Source organism: Paenibacillus sp. MAHUQ-45 (assembly GCF_058133325.1).
This window is the reverse complement of the sequence record NZ_JBYUPV010000002.1, coordinates 676862-693782: the sequence shown is the minus strand read 5'-3', so window position 1 is coordinate 693782 and position 16921 is coordinate 676862. Positions and strand designations below refer to the sequence as shown.

Below are 16921 nucleotides of genomic sequence, written 5' to 3'. Positions count from 1 at the left end.
GTCAGACTTAAACTTGAATTAGTTTACTTATAGCCTCACAGTTTTAATCTGAAAAATATATGCAGGGGTTTAACATAGCATTAACCAAAAGCAGTTTGAGATGAATTCTTCAAACTGCTTTTGCGGTTCTTTTAACGCGTTATATTAACGTAAAGTGGTGAGTCCCATTAAAATTTTCAAATTATGCAATCCATATCTTCAAAGATATAAAGTGTATTTAATTGCCTATATAATAATAACTTTGATCATTGGCGGCATCTCCATTTTGAGTCCTTACTTGATTGGGAATTTTATAGATGCTCTTGTATCTGAAGAAGCAATGGAATCCGTCTATCGTTACTGCATGTTTTTCGCGGCGATAACGATGGCGAAGCTAATTCTTGGCTATGTGAGTTCTATGATGTATGTAAAGATGCAAGTTAGAATAGGTTACGAATTAAATAAAAATGTTTTGTTTCACGTTCAGGATATGTCGCTCTCATTTATAAATAGAAATAATACTGCATATCTCAACCAAACCATCAACAATGATGCCAATGCTGTGGTTATTTTCTGCATTACTTTTTTACAGAATGTTTTGACCAATGCATTAACACTCATAGCCACTTTTTATATTTCCTTTAGAATGAACAGTGTTATTTCTCTAATGTTTATAAGCTTTATGATGTTATATATACTAATTTATTCGTACTCAAAGAAAAGCCTTTTTACAGTAAGTATGTTGTTCAAAGAAACTCAAGGCTCCTTTTTTTCCAGTTTACAAGAGCAGCTTCAATATACCCGGTTTATCAAACTCCACTCCTTTCACAAAGAATTCCGACACAGATTAGCTTCCAGCTTTGAGAACTTATTCTCTGCTGCAATTAAGAACCAAAGAATATCGTATTTCTTCTCTAGTGCTGATGGAATCGTGTCCATGATCGCACAAATCCTTCTCTTTTTAATCGGAAGTTTTCTAATTATGAAAGGGAACTTCACTATTGGTATGTTCACCATCTTCTCAGCTTACTTTAATATGATGCTTGGATCCGCGAGATACTTTTTTAATTTGGGCAAAACGTACCAGGAAAACCTTGTATCTTATCACCGTTTAATGAAGATTCTAGATCAGCCGGATGAAAAACAAAGCAACGGCACACTTGCTCAAGTCCACTCCATACATACAGCAGGCCTTTGTTTTGGTTATGGAGGAGATAAGGTTCTTGAAGATGTTTCAGTGCATTTTGAGAAAGGTAGAATATATGGAATAATTGGAGCCAATGGTTCAGGCAAGAGCACATTGGTTGATTTATTGGCGGGACTTTACTCAGAAGAAAGAAATGGATTGATTACGTATAATGATGTAGATATCCGTGAGATCAATACAAATGAACTGAGACAGAAACATATCGGGATATCCGAGCAAGAGCCGATACTAATCAATGATACATTAAGATATAATCTTTGTTTGGGTTCTCCTATACCTGACGAGGATCTACTTCATAAATATATTGATATATTGAATTTAAGCGACTATATAAATGGGCAACCTGAAGGATTAGATACGATTATACATGAGAACAACACTAACCTATCTGGTGGAGAAAAACAAAAAATGTCCATATTGCGCGTATTGAATAAAAACCCTGAGGTTATGATTTTTGATGAACCTACATCTGCTCTTGATATAGAGAGCTCTATTAAATTTATGGAATATTTGGATACGATAAAGCATAACAAAATCATTATAATAATCACACACAGCCAAGATATTCAAAATATTTGCGAGACCCTGTATTACCTTAAGGATGGGGCTGTGCAGGCAGTTAATTTCATGAGGGAAACAACGGAGGTGCCTCCTTTACATAATCTATTGAAAATGAACTCATGAAATTTCGCATCAGGCACTAATAGCCTACAATGTTTTTCTTCAATTAAAGTAGTTTAATAGCTCATGTTAGATTCTTCAGTAGATGGTGTATGCTAACCACCAGAGGACAAGAACATGTACCGATTACCGTAACGACAGCTCTCTTCCTTGACAATAAAAAAACCATTGATCTGAAATTCTAGATCAATGGTTTACCCATACGCGGCTAATTATAAGATTTCGGAATAAACTTTCTACAGTATCATCAAAGAATGATTCTTTTTCTTTTATTTAAAAATCGTATTTTTCACGTATGGCTTGACATAGTTTCTTATGTCAATTGGGATTTATTGCAACATGTAATGGAGTAAATGGCTTCATTCTTGAAATTGCTCTTCTCTTCATCTAATATTGCTGTGAAAAGGTTCTGATTTTAGAATTGTTTTTCTCCAGTTTAGATAAGCGTATGCATATGGGCATATTGCTGGGAATTCTTCGCCATCATTTATTAATAAATTCCCAAATTGATTTATGCAGTGTGAAATAAATAGCGGCTCCCCTCTCCTCACTTCTGCTCCTAGATAACCAATTTATTACTGATCTTTCATTGATCATTAATTGATTATTCCATCTGTTCCATATCGTCATTCGTACTAGTGTGTTTAATCATACCGGGTTCTGCTCTTCTTTTAGTTGACGGACTTGATGTATTGATTCACTTGCTGCTCCAATATCGGAAATGGCATATTACCACTTCGAAGAAGAACGGAATGAAATGCCTTGATATCGAAGCGATCCCCGAGTTCGCTTTCCGCCTTCTCTCGAAGGGATTGGAATTGCTCCGATCCGATCGCATAGCTTTCGTTTAGTCCTGGATAGGCAATGACACTGTCAATCCAAGCATCGTTCCCGGTTCCGATGGCACTCACCATATACTCATTAGCTTGTTCTCTTGTCCACTTCAGCCCATGGATACCCGTATCTATCACGGTACCTATAGAATTGCCCAGCAAACGGTTTAGTACCGTGTTCCGATCAAGTAAGCCCTTCTCCGCGCATAAGCTTTCCATATAGACCGCCCATCCCTCTACGTATCCAGACGTCATCATTATTTTGCGAATTAATGGAATGGTTGGTTGATCATATTGAATCGAAATTTGAAAGTGATGTCCTGGAATACCCTCATGCAACGCAAGCATTTTAACCATTTCTTCGGAGGTCGGGTTTTCGAGCGGAATGACAAATCTCCCGATCCTATCACCATCTATAGATAAGGGGATATACATTCCACCTGCCGATGCGAAAAGAGCCGAATACGCCCGCACGTCCACGGGATGGTCCGGGATAAGCTCCTCTTCAAACCAATCGGACAAGTAGGGCGTGGCATCCGACAGACTGCTATTTAACGCTTGCAGCAATTCGTCTCCGGTTAGTAATCTGGCTGCAGATGTAGTCTGTGCTTGACCCGAAGCTCCCCTTCTTAGCTCCTTCACGGTCTCTTCTACCTTGCGTTTAGCAATCTCGTGAATTTCCTGAAGACTGAGGTCCGTACCCGTAGTAAGTTTGAGGCTTGCAGAATAATACTCGCTGCCGCCCGGCTGACTCCAGATTCCTTGGCTCACGGATGCTTGCTTCATAAGATCGTTCTTGATCACATCGGCAAGTTTGCCGTAAGAAGCCAGTACATGATCGGTTAGGGTTTGCGCTAACGCTTTTTTTAGCTTCTCCTCTTCGGAGGGATTGAGTTTTAACTCGGTTAATTTTTCTGCATATAAACCGTACAGAATCGTTTCTTCCGGTTTCGTATTCCGCAAATTGCTGTAACTCGTAAGCATTTCCTTCAGAAATTCAGAAGCAGGGACAATACCTTTCTCCCGTCTGTCTTGAATTCTATCTATGACATGCGCGACTTTATCCGAAAACCCGTTCAGCGCAACGATATAATTCTTTGCATCTGCTTGGTTGCGAATCGGATAGTTGTTCGCGAAATACGGCGGAAAAATGGATAGGGAAATGTAGTGATTCGTGTTCAGATCCCCATATTTATATACTTGCTGCGCCGCGCCTAGGTTCCATTTGAGGATATCGTAGGTGAGTTTGTCTTCCGGGGAAAGCTTGGCAGCATCATAGTTATTCAATTTTTTAAGAAAACCATTTCTCTCTTCGTTTAATTGTTCGTAATCGGCATCCGACAGGTCCGTAAGCTTAGTGGGATCCCATCGGATTCCCTCCACATTTTTCACGTCAAAAAAAAGCTGTGTCTCAGGGTTATCCTTAAGCGTATCAAACGCCATCTTCTGAATCAATGCGTCAAAACTCTCTGACTGATGTTGGGTCTGCCATAACAAACCGCCTGCAATCAGCAATACGAGAAATCCCACAGCCAATAGCAAGGCCAGACGATTTTTCTTAAATACCTGTGGTACAAGGTTCATATCTTATATCCCCCTTTATATGTGTTTTAGGAGATTATAGCTAATGAACCTTTGATTTCCCTTTGAAAAACTACTCATTTATTCTGAGTATGTAGCCCAAACCTCTTACGGTTTGGATATATTGATCGGCATGCCAAGAAGACAGCTCCTTCTGAAGATAATGGACATAGAGTCAACGATGCCAATTCCCGCTTCCGAATCGAGTCCCCAAATTCGGTTATAGATTTACTCCTTCATCAACCTTCAATTCTATTTACCGCTTTATAACCACTGACTAGAGGTAAGGTTCACCGCAATTCAACTTATTTGTCCTTTAGCTTAATGAAAACGGCAGCCGATTGTCTGGTCGGCTGCCGCGGTATCCTATCAACTCTATTATTTAAGTAATCACCGGAATACGAATCATAACAGTCGTACCACACCCTACCCCGCTGCTAATGTGGACAGAGCCTTGATGTTGATCGACGATCCAACGCGCGATCGATAGCCCTAGACCCGCACCATGATCCCCTCTATTTCTAGAGGAATCTCCCTTGTAAAATCGATTAAATACGAGTGGTAATTCGTGTTCCGAAATACCCACTCCGTTATCCTTGACGGTTATGAGAACTGACTTCCCCTGCCTAAGACACTCAAGATCGATTTGCCCATCCGCCTGCGTAAATTTAATAGCATTATCCAACAAAATCATGAACAACTGTATGAGACGATCCTCATCTCCATTCATGAGCAATTCCGAGCCTTCGACATGAAGCTGTAAACGCAAATGCTTATAATCCATTATGGGCTCCATATTTTTTGCAATCTCTTTAATGATCGCGTCAATTCGCACAGGTTTGCATGAGATAACTTCCTCATGTGAATCGCCTCTTGCCAGAAGAAGTAGCCCGTCTACCATGTTGCTCATTCTTTTTGTTTCTTTCAGAATGGCTGAAATTGGAGCGCTTTCTTCCTCGATCGTATGATCGGGATGGCGTAACAATATTTGTGCTTGCCCTCGGACGACCGAAAGCGGGCTCCTCAACTCGTGAGAGGCATCTGCAACGAATTGCTGCTGCTTGTCCCAAGCCTTCTGAATCGGAATGAGCGCCCGTCTAGCCAATGCGTAACCTGCGATGATAGATAATAACGCGCCGATACCGATTCCGATACTAATACTCCATAATAACCGATTCAAATAATACGCCTCGGCAGAAATTTCCGTAAATATCTGAACTGTTTTCAAAGGCGTGTTAGACAGCTTCTCGACTACTGGCAAATTGCCTTGATAGGGTCTGCTCACGAATCGATAGGTTTTCTTGCCCACGCGTATCGACTCGGGTCCCAGGTAGTTTTGTTTTTCCCGAAGCATTGAACCCAATACGATATATGGCGATTTATAATATACGCTTTGAATCAATGTATCGTTGGAATCCCAATAAAATAACATCTTAAAACGTTCCGGTTCTTTCGAATCAATGTTAATGACTTGATCCCCGTTATTTAGAGAAATTTGATACATATTGTCAATATTAAATACCAGCTGACGGTCAATGTCGGAATAGATCCGATAACGCACCAGCTCGTATAACGCTCCCCCCAGCATGATGAGCAAGCAAAATACGACCGTGCTGTTCCATATCGTCATTCGTACTAGCGTGCGTTTAATCATGTCGGGGTCTGCTCTCCTTTTATTTGACGGACTTGATATATTGATTCACTTGCTGCTCCAGTATCGGAAATGGCATATTACCGTTACGAAGAAGAACGGAGCCGGATATAAACACCCATCCACTGAATTGCTGGGAATAAGCGCTTCTTCAAACCAAACGAACAACTTGGGCTTTATTTCCGACATACTGCGGTTAACCGTTTGCAGTAATTTATCTCGTACTACGCGTTTGTTTACAGCTGTAGTCTCTTGTGTTTTCCCCGGGACCAGGCCTTCTTAGCTCCTTTACAATATCTTCCGCTTTGCGTTTGGCGATCTCGTTAATTTCCAGAGGACTGAAGTCCGTGCCCGTGTAAACTCTAAGCAGAGCAGAATAATACTCTCCCTCACCCGGCTGACTCCAACCCCCTTTATCTCCGATAATTGCTCTACATATGAAGTGTGCAATACCGTTTTTTCCGGTTTCATGTTCCGTAAATTTTCATAACCCGTGAGTATTTCCTTCAAGATTCAGAAGTGGGGATGAACCCTTTCTCTTGTTTGTCCTGAATTCTGTCTATGAAATGTGCGACCTTGTCCGAAAACCCATTCAGCGCAACAATATAATTTTTTGCATCTGCTTGGCTACGAATCGGGTAGTTATTCGCAAAACACGGCGAGAAATTGATTAGAGAAAGATATCCGCCTGTGTTCAAATCCGAATATTTGTTCAATTGCTGCTCCGCGCTTAGGTTCCATTTGAGGATATCGTAGGTAAGCTTGTTTTCCGAGGAAAGTTTGGCAGCGTCGAATGCATTCTACTTTTTCAAAAATTCTTCGGTATCATCGTTTATTTTGTTGGTAATAGGCATCCGAATAGTCGGAAAGCTTAATGGAATCCCATCGAAGACCATTCACTTCTTCCGCACTATAATAAAGCTGAAACTCGGGGTCCTCATTCAGGGTGGCAAGCGCCATATTTTGAATCATGGTGCCGAAGTCCTCTGAATTCTGTTGAACCCGCCATAACAAACCACCTACAGTCAGCAAGACAAATAATCCTGTTGCCAATAAAATAGTCAATCTGGTGTTCTTAAACATCTGTCTTATAAGGTTCATGCATTAATCTTATAGAGTATAAGGAGTATATATAAAGATGAACCTTTGATTTCCCTTTGAAATACTATTCGTTTATTCTGAGTATGTAGCCCAAACCTCTTACGGTTTGGATATATTGATCGGCATGCCATGGTGACAGCTTCTTCCGAAGATAATGGACATAGAGCTCAACGATGCCAATTCCCGCTTCCGAATCGAGTCCCCAAATTCGGTTATAGATTTGCTCCTTCGTCACGATCTGCTCTTTATTCATGAGCAGGTACTCAAACAGCTCATATTCCTTCTCTGTTAAAGTCAGCTCTTCTCCTGTGACCGTTATTGCTCGATTTCTAACTTGAATAGCAATCGGGCCGTAGCTAATCTGCTCTTCTTGATTAACCTTACCATAACGGCGCAGCAGCACTTTAGCTCTAACGATTAGCTCTGGAATCTCGAATGGCTTTGCCACATAATCGTCCGCTCCGAGCGTTAACCCCCTTACCCGGTCGCTCAATCCGTCTTTTGCCGTCAGACAAAGAATCGGGGTATCCACTCTTTGCTTCCTCAGCTCTTGGATGAACTTAAATCCATCAACCTTAGGCAGCATAATATCCAAAATAATTAAATCGAACTCGCCGTACAATGCGTGATGCAAGCCCTCTTCACCGTTATGACACTCCGTAACCTTATGCCCTTCATCCTGCATAACTCTTGCAATTGTATACGATATCCCAATATCGTCCTCTACGATCAATAGCTTCATAAATTCCTCCATCTATGAACATATATGGGGTAGTGTAACATATCTTAATGGGTTTGTGAGTCCACTGCGGATCCGCTTCAATATCAAAAAATCTAGTTATGAATACTTTTACTGGGGAAAATTCAGGTGTATAGGATTAATTAAAAAATCCTACACAAATCTAAAATCAGACATTAAATAAGCACAAAATCCTCAAGTTGATTTTTAGATAATATTTACTTTTTGTCAATCACTACTAGCATCCTAGCAAAACAAAGCCACCCCCATAGTCATCTTGCCAACTACAGGGGCAGCCCCAATTCACTTCTTAAATTTTCATAAAATAATTCTACAAATCCGGATGCTCATGCTTCGCTATGAGCCGACTCCAACGGCGCTGGACCTCGTCCTCGAAGCTGTGCAGGGCGGGCTCGTTCTCCGGCTTCAGGAGATGACGGGTTTTGCCCATGGTCTTGAGCCAGTCGGTAAGCGGCAGGCGTTTGTTCTTGTCCTCCGGGTTGTACGTAATGTTCGTAATTCCGTGCTCCACTTCGTAGAGTGGGAAGAAACAGGATTCCACGGCCAGGGACACGATGTTCGTGCCTTCCTTGTCCTCAGACATCCAGTTGAGCGGGCAGGCGATCAGGATTTTGCCGTAGACCAGACCTTCGTTCTGGGCGTACCATTGGGCTTTGGCTGCTTTTTTCACCAGATCCTGCGGATAGGCTTCAGCTCCTGTAAACACATACGGGATATTGGTTGCCGCCATAATCTGCGCAGTATCCTTATGCTGTGTGACTTTACCCTGCTGGTTCTTGCCAATGCTGGAAGTCGAAGTACGATGGCCCAGCGGCGTAGAATAGGACTGCTGTGCGCCAGTGTTCATGTAACCTTCATTGTCGTACTCCACAATAATCATCTTGTGTCCGCGCAGTGCTGCACCGATAGCAGGTCCCATCCCGATATCCATGCCACCGTCCCCGGTAACCATCACAAAGGTAAAGTCATCCTTCAGGCCAAGACCATCCAGTTCCCCGCGGCGTTTGCGCTCCCAGAACATTTCTACTACGCCGGACAGCGTCGCTGCACCGTTCTGAAACAGATTGTGAATAAATGTAGATTTATGAGCCGAATATGGATATCCTGTCGTTGTTACCATGGCACAGCCCGTGTGATACAACGCCACTATGTCCCCTTCGATGCCTTTGAAAAAGGTCTCCAGTCCCGAGAAAATCCCGCAGCCTGGACACGCTCCATGGCCTGGTGCCAGACGTTTTGGCTTCCTCGTCAAGTTGCGAAGCGGCGGAATCCGCACACTCAGCTTGCCTGTGGCTTCATCCTGTTTTACCGTAATAAGTCCGGTCTTCAGGGCATCGAAATCCATTGGCTTCAGCAGTCGCTGAGGCGCCTTCTCAGGTGCACCTGGATTGTGGCCATAATAGTCGAACGGCACTTCTATCCGATCTGCTGCTACGGCATCCAGCGCCAGCTTGAAGAAGCTATGTCCATCCTCTGCATAAAAATCCTTACCGCCCAAGCCATAAATACGGCTAATGACTTTGGTCGTTGTATTGCCATATGTGAATAGCGCAGCCTTGATCTCGTTCACCATGTTACCGCCGTGTCCACCGACAGAGTCCGCACGGTCACCAACGGTGATGGCCTTTACATGCTTAAGCGCTTCCGCGATCTGCTTTTGCGGGAATGGGCGGATCATATTCGGCGAGATTGCTCCGGCCTTAATTCCTTGCAAGCGAAGCTGATCCACAACATCCTTGATGATCTCTGAAGCGGAATTCATCAGGAACACCGCTACCTCTGCGTCTTCCATCCGGTATTCTTCAATCATCGGGTAATGACGTCCGGTCAGCTCGCCGAATTCCTTGGCGATTTCTTCGAAAACTTCCCCGGCATTGTACATAGCTACCGACTGCTGGTAACGGTTGTTGATGTAGTCAGGTTCGTTCATGTAAGGTCCGACGGTAACTGGGTTGTTGCGGTCAAGTGTATCGGTGAAGCCCGCTGGCGGCTGCTCGCCTACGAATTTATGCACATCACTACGGTGGGCAAAAGCCTGTACACGGCGTTTCTGATGAGAAGTAAAATAACCGTCCGAAGCTACCATTACCGGAAGACGAACCTTGGCATGCTCCGCCAGCTTCAGTGCCATCAGGTTCATATCATATACGGACTGCGGATCACGGCACATCAGAATCGGCCAGCCTGTATTCAGGGCAAAGTACAAGTCTGAGTGGTCACCGTGAATGTTCAGAGGTCCGGAAATGGAGCGGCAGATCAAGTTCATGACCATTGGCATCCGAGTACCGGCTTGTACTGGCATTTGCTCCAGCATAAACATGTAGCCCTGCGCGCTCGTTGCGTTAAACACCCGTCCACCTGCTGTTGAAGCCCCGTAGCAGATACCGGCTGAGCTATGTTCACCATCTGAAGGAATCAGCAAAATATCATGCTGTCCACTAGCTTTCATCGTATCGAGAAACTGAGCAACCTCCGTAGATGGCGAAATTGGAAAATAGCCCATGACATGATAGTTTATCTGATGGGCGGCGTAGGCAGCCATTTCATTGCCGGATTCATATAGGAATTTCTGCTCCACCTTGGCAGAGCCTAGTTCTTTTTCATAGTCGATTGCCATGTGTGTTCCACCTTTCCTTCCAATTTAAGCTTGGGTAACGAGATCGAAATGCTGACGGACCGTGTGACTCTCTGCGTAGCCCTCTTCCTCCCGTTCACCCGACAAGGCGGTGGTTGGACAGGCTTCGACGCATTTCAGGCAGCCCTTACAGTATTGATAATCGATCCCCTGCAGGAACATCTGCGGACGTCCCTTCTTGTCCGGCAATTCATCCCATACGAAGCACAAATCGGGACAGACAGTATCGCACTGAGCACAGTGAATGCAGTCTTCCGCTTTAAAATGAGGCAAATGTCCGGAACGGGAAATGCTGAGATTTTTCAACATTGTACTGCCCGCGCTGATGATTGTGCCCCCGATGGTTTGGGTATCATATCCCAGCGCCGAAATGTCGGAACGGACGAACTGAGGCATCTCTGCGCCTTCCGGCAGTGGGAAATGCATAAACTTCACTTCATTAAAGCCACGCTCAAACGTTACGATTGCCGAGTGCACGGCTTGCGGGTATTTTTTGCCGAGTGATTTCTCGATGACGTCTTTCATAATCTCCGGGTCCAGAAAATCGCACATCCGGAACAGCGCCCCCAGCATGGCCATATTCACACGATTCTTCTCGTCCAGCGCGATGCTGGTCGCGTCCACTACAGCTATGGTGCCTGCCATCATGTTCATAGATGACTTTAGTTCCTCAGGCGACTTGGCCGAGTTGACCAGCACCGTGCTATGTTCATAAATTCCGCTAGTAACGTTGATGGTCTTCGCCAGCGCTTCATGAAAAACACCGACGACATGGGGACGCTCCACCGGGGAAGTATCACGGATAGGCGTATTCAGATCACAAAAACGAATATGTGCTTTTACGGGAGAGCCCTTTTTCTCCGAACCATAGGATGAGAAGCTCACCCCGTTCATTCCAGCCCCGACAACCCCCGCTTCAGCAAGCATTTTACCGGCCAGATTCGCTCCCAGGCCCCCAATAGACTCCAGACGAATCTCAAAAAAACCGAGGTCGTTTACTTTTGGTAACTGTACCACCGACATAACCCCTTTCAAGGTTTTCATAAGAATAGTATCCTTTTGACTGTTTCAAAGATTATAACTTGATTCCATTTGCCGCGAAGTGACAAATCTTGCATTTTTCCATGGTTTGGAAATTTCAGTGTGGATCGTATCTGTCATCCTTACTTTAGCAACAATATTAAAAATTAAGATGTTAAATTCATCACAGAATGGATGATAAAAATCACAGTTAGGCGCCTAAAAGGCTTACCCGGTTGTGACAATGTTCTATTAGCGAACTTGCCCTAACGTGTGATTTGTACTTTTCAAGGTAAACGATTCAGGATACACTATATTCTTGTTGTATAAATTGTATAGAGGGTTGGGTGCATCGATAGTGAAGTCAAATGAAGCCGAACTACAGAAAAAATTGCTGCCAAGGCATATCAGCTTTATGGCCATGGGCGGTGTAATCGGCACAGGAATTTTCAAGGGGAGTTCCGAGACCATCGGAATTGCCGGGCCGGGGATTGTTCTGTCCTACGCCTTAGGAGGGCTGCTCCTGCTAGTGGTCATGGGTGCGATTGCCGAGATGGCTTCAGTCTACCCGAACAGAAATATGAAGGATTTTATCCGCGAGGCGTTTGGAGAACGACTTTCTTTTATCGTGGGCTGGATGTACTGCTTCATGTGGCTGACGGTCTGCGTCATTGAAATACTGGCTGCAGGAAGCTTCTTGCAATATTGGCTGCCCGATGTACCGCTGTGGCTGCTCAGTCTGGCAAGCGGGGCTTTGATTATTGGTATTAACACGATGAGTGTCGGTGGTTATGGAGAAGCGGAGTTCTGGCTGGCCGGCATCAAAATCGCAATGATCTTTATCTTCATCATTCTCGGAGCCGCGTTGATTTTCGGACTTCTCCCTTTGGCGGAAGGTGCTCCTTATCTGCGTAACTTTACGGATTATGGCGGATTTCTACCGAATGGCTGGACCTCCATTTTCTCCGCGCTACTGGTCGTGATGTTCGCCTACGGCGGTTCTGAGCTGATCGGTCTGACATTGACCGAGACGAAGGATGCAGAAAAAGTACTGCCCAAGGTGGTCAAAAATCTCATTCTACGCGTGGTCCTGTTCTATACCCTGCCGATCCTGGTGATCTGCGGTCTTATGCCATGGAATCAGCTGAACGATCAGACAAGTCCCTTTGTGCAGGTGCTGGCCTCCACGGGTCTGAAAGGCTCCGCACATGTGATGAACTTTATCCTGATCACTGCCGTACTGTCGGCAGCCAATTCAGGAATTTACGGAGCAACCCGGATGCTCCATTCCATGGCTTCCCAAGGCGAAGCTCCTAAAGCTCTGGCGCGTACCACCACACGAGGTGTACCGCTGAACAGCCTGAAGCTCTGTGCCGCTGTACTTGGAATCGGTTCGATGCTGGCATATTTTGCACAGGACAGGTTATTCGCCTTGCTAATGGCTGTTCCAGGCTTTGTGGTGCTGTTAGTGTGGATCTCAATCACGCTGGCCCAGCTCAAGCTGCGCAGAAGATATCCCCAGGAGCCTAGCTTTAAAGTCTGGGGCTTCCCGTACATCACTACCCTGACGGTTACCTGTCTAATAGTGATTGCCAGCCTGTTTCTGTTTGATACGAAGAATCGTATCAGCATTGACGCTTGCCTGGCGTTCCTGCTGTTCTTAATCGTCTGGTCTTTTGTGAAATTTAAAAAAAGAAAATAGAATGCGGGCACAACAACAGAGCAGCGACTATCCCTTGTTGGGAGAAGCGCTGCTCTTTATGTTTGATTTTTTTCAACGGACATTATCGTAAACCCTTAATATTAATACATGTCCACTATAACGCCCCGACAATCACACTTGTATTAAAAACTAAACAAGGGGCTGTCCCAAAGCCTTAAAACGGCCATCGGGACAACCCCTTGCTTATTGCAGCATTAAAAAAGCTGCTATTCAATCATAAGCCTGCTATTCCTGATCCGCCTGCATATGCTCAGCAATGAGCTGCTGCTTGCGGCTCCATACCTGCTGGCTGAGATTCACCCGATAGACCTCAGGGTTCAGCTTGCGCAGGTATTCCGGCCAGAACAGATCCAGCTGTTCCCGGTGATACCGGCGAATTTCTTCCAGATCAGGAAGCTTATAGACCTGGAATCCGTTCACGAAGATCGGCTCCAGCATCGGCAGCGCCTCATAGCGATCCACATGCTTTTTCATATAAGGATGCAGCGGATTGAACAGCTTAAGACGCGCTCCGTTCCGCGGAATCTCCTCTTCAGGGAAGCTGATGTAATCGGCCAATGCTTTACCGTTCGTTCCGATAATACGGAACACATCCTTCTTGCCCGGCGTGGAGACCTTCTCAGGGTTCGAGGAGATTTTGATCGTCGGGATCATCTCCCCGTTCGCCGATTCGATCTCCACCAGCTTGTAGACTCCGCCGAGTGAAGGCTGATCAGAGGCAGTAATCAGTTGAGTACCGACACCCCAAGTATCGATCGCCGCACCTTGAGACTTCAAGTTCATGATCGTATTCTCATCGAGATCATTGGAGGCGACAATCTTCACATATTGCAAGCCGGCATCATCAAGCATCTGGCGAGCTTGCCGGGATAGATAGGCCAAGTCACCGCTGTCCAGACGTATAGCGTTCATCCGTTTGCCCTGAGACTCCAGCATCTTGGCCGTATTAATGGCATTTGGTACGCCACTCCGTAAGGTATCGAACGTGTCCACCAGCAGTGTAACTCCGTCAGGCATAACCTTTGCGTAAGCATCAAATGCCTCCTGCTCACTGCCAAAGCTCTGTACCCAGGAATGCGCATGCGTACCCTTAGTGGGAATGCCGAACAGCTTCCCAGCCAGCATATTAGAGGTGGCATCGAAGCCTGCGACATAGGCGGCTCGTGCACCCCACACTGCGGCATCTGCTTCCTGAGCCCGCCGTGTGCCGAACTCAAGTAAGATATCGTTAGGTGCAACCTGCTTGATACGCGATGCCTTGGTAGCGATCAGCGTCTGGTAGTTCATGAAGTTCAAAATAGCCGTTTCTACCAGTTGAGTCTCCATAATTGTTCCTTCGACCCGAAGCAGCGGCTCGTCAGGAAAGACAAGTGCGCCTTCTTTCATCGAATGGATCGTGCCCTGAAAGTGGAATTGCAGCAACTCCTCCAAAAAGGCGGGCGCGTAGTTCTCCTCCTGCTCTGACAAATAACGAATATCTTCCTCCGTGAAGCGTAGTCCGGCGATATAGCCGACAATGCGCTCCAGCCCTGCAAATACAGCAAAGCCGTTTCCAAACGGCAGTTTGCGGAAATAGGCTTCGAATACCGCTTTGCGCTTATGACTTCCGTTGACCCAGTGGGCATACATCATATTGATCTGGTACTTATCTGTATGAAGGGCAAGTTCTCTTCTCAAATCCTCATCTCCTAGTCTCGCTGCTGTTCTATTCTCCGTTGACAACCTTTGCCCCGAGACTTCCTGTAAAATGGCCCAGCGCCCAAGCATGACCTGCTGCATTGAAGCTGGCGACACCGTCCTCGTGTACAACGATCTTAAAGCCTTTATTATACGCATCTACCGCAGTATGCAATACACAAATATCCGTACATACCCCAATCAAATGCAGCTCTGTAATTCCACGTTCCCGAAGTCTTTGCTCCAGGTCTGTGCCACTGAATGAACTATAGCGTGTTTTGTCCATCCAATAGATAGACTCCTTATGGTCCTCATACACCTGTTTTAGCGTGCCATACAACTCACGTCCGCTGCTACCACGCAGATTATGTGGCGGAAACAGCCTAGTCTCGGGATGATACTCATCATTCTCGTCGTGAAGATCCACGGCCATGACGACATAGTCGCCGTTCTTTACGAAGTCTTCTGTTAATTGACTAATTCTAGGCGCAATATCGATCGCTGGCTGACCTACTGGTAAACTGCCATCCACAAAATCATTCGTGAAATCAATCACGATTAATCCCCTCATGAGTACTACCCCCTTGTTTGTTGTAAAACACCACTTACATCAGAATCAGGTATAGATCGACAACAACGGCTCATGGTCAGTGAACATATACAATTGGGCTGGACGCTGTGAATACTGATTGGAACTCAGCGGGTTGCCCTCTTCATCCCTTACCTCCTGGAGAATTCCCTGGCGGCTGCGGGTTGATGTTATTTTGCGGATAAAGTTAGGTTCCTTGAACTCAGGCACCACGGTCTGAATGACCTGATACAGCTCACTCAGTGTGAAATGCCTCGGCAGAAACTGCCGTGCAATCGTGGTCTGCAGCATTTGCTGCTGAATCCGCAAGTAAGCATCCGTAATAATGTCATGGTGGTCAAAAGCCAGCTCCAGCTCTTCCAGTGCTTCTTGCAGTGTGAAAAGTCCTACTTCGCCGGCATCGTCGGAAGCTTGTCTCTGCTCCAGCATCCACTCCTCCACCAAAGCGAAGAAGGCATGGCTGATGATCCAGCCGCGCGGATCACGACCTGGTGTGCTGTACACGCCTAAGTATTCCAAATGTCCGCCATCCACGCCCGTTTCTTCCTTCAACTCGCGTGTAGCAGCCGCGTATATGGATTCATCCTCTTGGCAGAAGCCGCCCGGTAGTGCCCACATTCCGGCGCACGGCCACTTTTTCCGCCTAATCAGCATTACTTTTAATTCACGCAGGGGAAGGGTCTTCGTTACGGTCTTCCGCTCGCGCTTCGTTAATGTAAACATCACAATATCGGCCGGAACACCGTCCGGAGTGCGGTATTTTTTGGCGTTATAGGTTTGTTCCCCGTTCTCGCTCACGATATATCCATCCTTTGTCGCAGCTTTTTGCTGTTCGTATCTTTTAATGTACCAAAACTTGACTTCGAAAAGCAATGCTTCTAAGTAGAAACGTATTTACCATCCACTGAGGGACGGTATCTGTTTCTGCGAGAAGTATAAGGATAGGCATAGCCTAATCCTTATACTTCTATCAAAAACGGGACGGATTCTCATCCGCCCCGTGTCTGCTACCCTTTAATCTCCGCAGGTGGACGGAGGCGCTTCAGTGCCTGCTTCCACATTGATTTTCTCCGAGACAGTGTCCCGAATGACCGAAATAACTAGCTGTAGCAGGTAGTTGATATCGCTTTGGCTTTGCTGAAACTCATTCACCACCGGGATACCATCAATCTCATCCTGCAGAACTGCAATTTCCGCTTCAATCTTCGCTACCATCTCTTTATTCCGAAAGCTCTCGAAGGCGACAATTTCCTTCTGCTTCTTCTTGATCTGTGCAATCAATCCCTGTACACGTTCATGATTCTGAATCTTCTTCTCGGCCTGCTGGAAATGCTGCACTTCCTCACTGGTCGAAATCAATGAAGCGAGCTCCTTGGCTTTGCCCATAATATCTTCGCGTACGATTAAATCACGGGTATCATAAGTCGGCATCCCGTAGTTGTTCAAACGTCCTTGCTCCTGACTCACTGGCAATCGCTCCATTT

The 16921-nt window shown here is 45.5% G+C and carries 12 protein-coding genes; 2 read left to right on the top strand and 10 right to left on the bottom strand.

Annotation, left to right across the window (positions count from 1 at the left end):
* Nucleotides 1–154: 154 nt before the first annotated feature.
* The gene (locus tag AC3Y23_RS06890; RefSeq protein ID WP_379196958.1) at nt 155–1870 is read left to right on the top strand and encodes an ABC transporter ATP-binding protein; all 1716 of its coding nucleotides are present in this window, start codon (nt 155–157) and stop codon (nt 1868–1870) included.
* Between the two features lie 668 nt (nt 1871–2538).
* Here AC3Y23_RS06890 and AC3Y23_RS06885 read toward each other — a convergent pair.
* The 6 genes from AC3Y23_RS06885 to AC3Y23_RS06860 all read right to left on the bottom strand — a co-directional run bounded on the left by AC3Y23_RS06885 (nt 2539) and on the right by AC3Y23_RS06860 (nt 11445).
* Nucleotides 2539–4284, bottom strand: a complete 1746-nt coding sequence (locus tag AC3Y23_RS06885) for a DUF885 domain-containing protein (RefSeq protein ID WP_379196956.1) — start codon at nt 4282–4284, stop codon at nt 2539–2541.
* 379 nt (nt 4285–4663) lie between these two features.
* Nucleotides 4664–5935 carry a sensor histidine kinase gene (locus AC3Y23_RS06880; protein ID WP_379196954.1) on the bottom strand — a complete coding sequence of 424 codons (1272 nt, stop codon included), beginning with the start codon at nt 5933–5935 and terminating at the stop codon, nt 4664–4666.
* Nucleotides 5936–6757: 822 nt separating this feature from the next.
* On the bottom strand, nt 6758–6985 hold the full coding sequence (locus tag AC3Y23_RS06875; protein ID WP_379196952.1) for a hypothetical protein: 228 nt from the start codon (nt 6983–6985) through the stop codon (nt 6758–6760).
* A 112-nt stretch (nt 6986–7097) separates the two neighbouring features.
* Nucleotides 7098–7775 (bottom strand): response regulator transcription factor, encoded by a 678-nt coding sequence (locus AC3Y23_RS06870; protein ID WP_379196950.1) that lies wholly within the window; start codon nt 7773–7775, stop codon nt 7098–7100.
* A 328-nt stretch (nt 7776–8103) separates the two neighbouring features.
* Nucleotides 8104–10410, bottom strand: a complete 2307-nt coding sequence (locus tag AC3Y23_RS06865; RefSeq protein ID WP_379196948.1) for a thiamine pyrophosphate-dependent enzyme — start codon at nt 10408–10410, stop codon at nt 8104–8106.
* A gap of 24 nt (nt 10411–10434) precedes the next feature.
* Nucleotides 10435–11445, bottom strand: a complete 1011-nt coding sequence (locus AC3Y23_RS06860) for a 2-oxoacid:acceptor oxidoreductase family protein (RefSeq protein WP_379197162.1) — start codon at nt 11443–11445, stop codon at nt 10435–10437.
* A gap of 361 nt (nt 11446–11806) precedes the next feature.
* Here AC3Y23_RS06860 and AC3Y23_RS06855 point away from each other — a divergent pair, with 361 nt between their 5' ends.
* Nucleotides 11807–13150, top strand: a complete 1344-nt coding sequence (locus AC3Y23_RS06855; RefSeq protein ID WP_379196946.1) for an amino acid permease — start codon at nt 11807–11809, stop codon at nt 13148–13150.
* Between the two features lie 246 nt (nt 13151–13396).
* On the opposite strand, the gene AC3Y23_RS06850 is transcribed toward AC3Y23_RS06855, so the two are convergent.
* The 4 genes from AC3Y23_RS06850 to AC3Y23_RS06835 all read right to left on the bottom strand — a co-directional run bounded on the left by AC3Y23_RS06850 (nt 13397) and on the right by AC3Y23_RS06835 (nt 16919).
* Nucleotides 13397–14848 carry a nicotinate phosphoribosyltransferase gene (locus AC3Y23_RS06850; protein WP_379196944.1) on the bottom strand — a complete coding sequence of 484 codons (1452 nt, stop codon included), beginning with the start codon at nt 14846–14848 and terminating at the stop codon, nt 13397–13399.
* 28 nt (nt 14849–14876) lie between these two features.
* Nucleotides 14877–15419: a cysteine hydrolase family protein gene (locus tag AC3Y23_RS06845; protein ID WP_379196942.1), complete on the bottom strand. Its 543-nt coding sequence runs from the start codon at nt 15417–15419 to the stop codon at nt 14877–14879.
* Nucleotides 15420–15464: 45 nt separating this feature from the next.
* The gene (locus tag AC3Y23_RS06840; RefSeq protein ID WP_376767051.1) at nt 15465–16235 is read right to left on the bottom strand and encodes an NUDIX domain-containing protein; all 771 of its coding nucleotides are present in this window, start codon (nt 16233–16235) and stop codon (nt 15465–15467) included.
* A gap of 216 nt (nt 16236–16451) precedes the next feature.
* Entirely contained in the window at nt 16452–16919 is a 468-nt protein-coding gene (locus tag AC3Y23_RS06835; RefSeq protein WP_379196940.1) for a YlbF/YmcA family competence regulator, read from the bottom strand.
* Nucleotides 16920–16921: the final 2 nt, after the last annotated feature.

Coding starts and splice junctions, on each gene's coding strand:
- AC3Y23_RS06885 (WP_379196956.1), bottom strand. CDS start 4,284: ATGAACCTTGTACCACAGGTATTTAAGAAAAATCGTCTGGCCTTGCTA.
- AC3Y23_RS06880 (WP_379196954.1), bottom strand. CDS start 5,935: ATGATTAAACGCACGCTAGTACGAATGACGATATGGAACAGCACGGTC.
- AC3Y23_RS06870 (WP_379196950.1), bottom strand. CDS start 7,775: ATGAAGCTATTGATCGTAGAGGACGATATTGGGATATCGTATACAATT.
- AC3Y23_RS06865 (WP_379196948.1), bottom strand. CDS start 10,410: ATGGCAATCGACTATGAAAAAGAACTAGGCTCTGCCAAGGTGGAGCAG.
- AC3Y23_RS06845 (WP_379196942.1), bottom strand. CDS start 15,419: ATGAGGGGATTAATCGTGATTGATTTCACGAATGATTTTGTGGATGGC.
- AC3Y23_RS06835 (WP_379196940.1), bottom strand. CDS start 16,919: ATGGAGCGATTGCCAGTGAGTCAGGAGCAAGGACGTTTGAACAACTAC.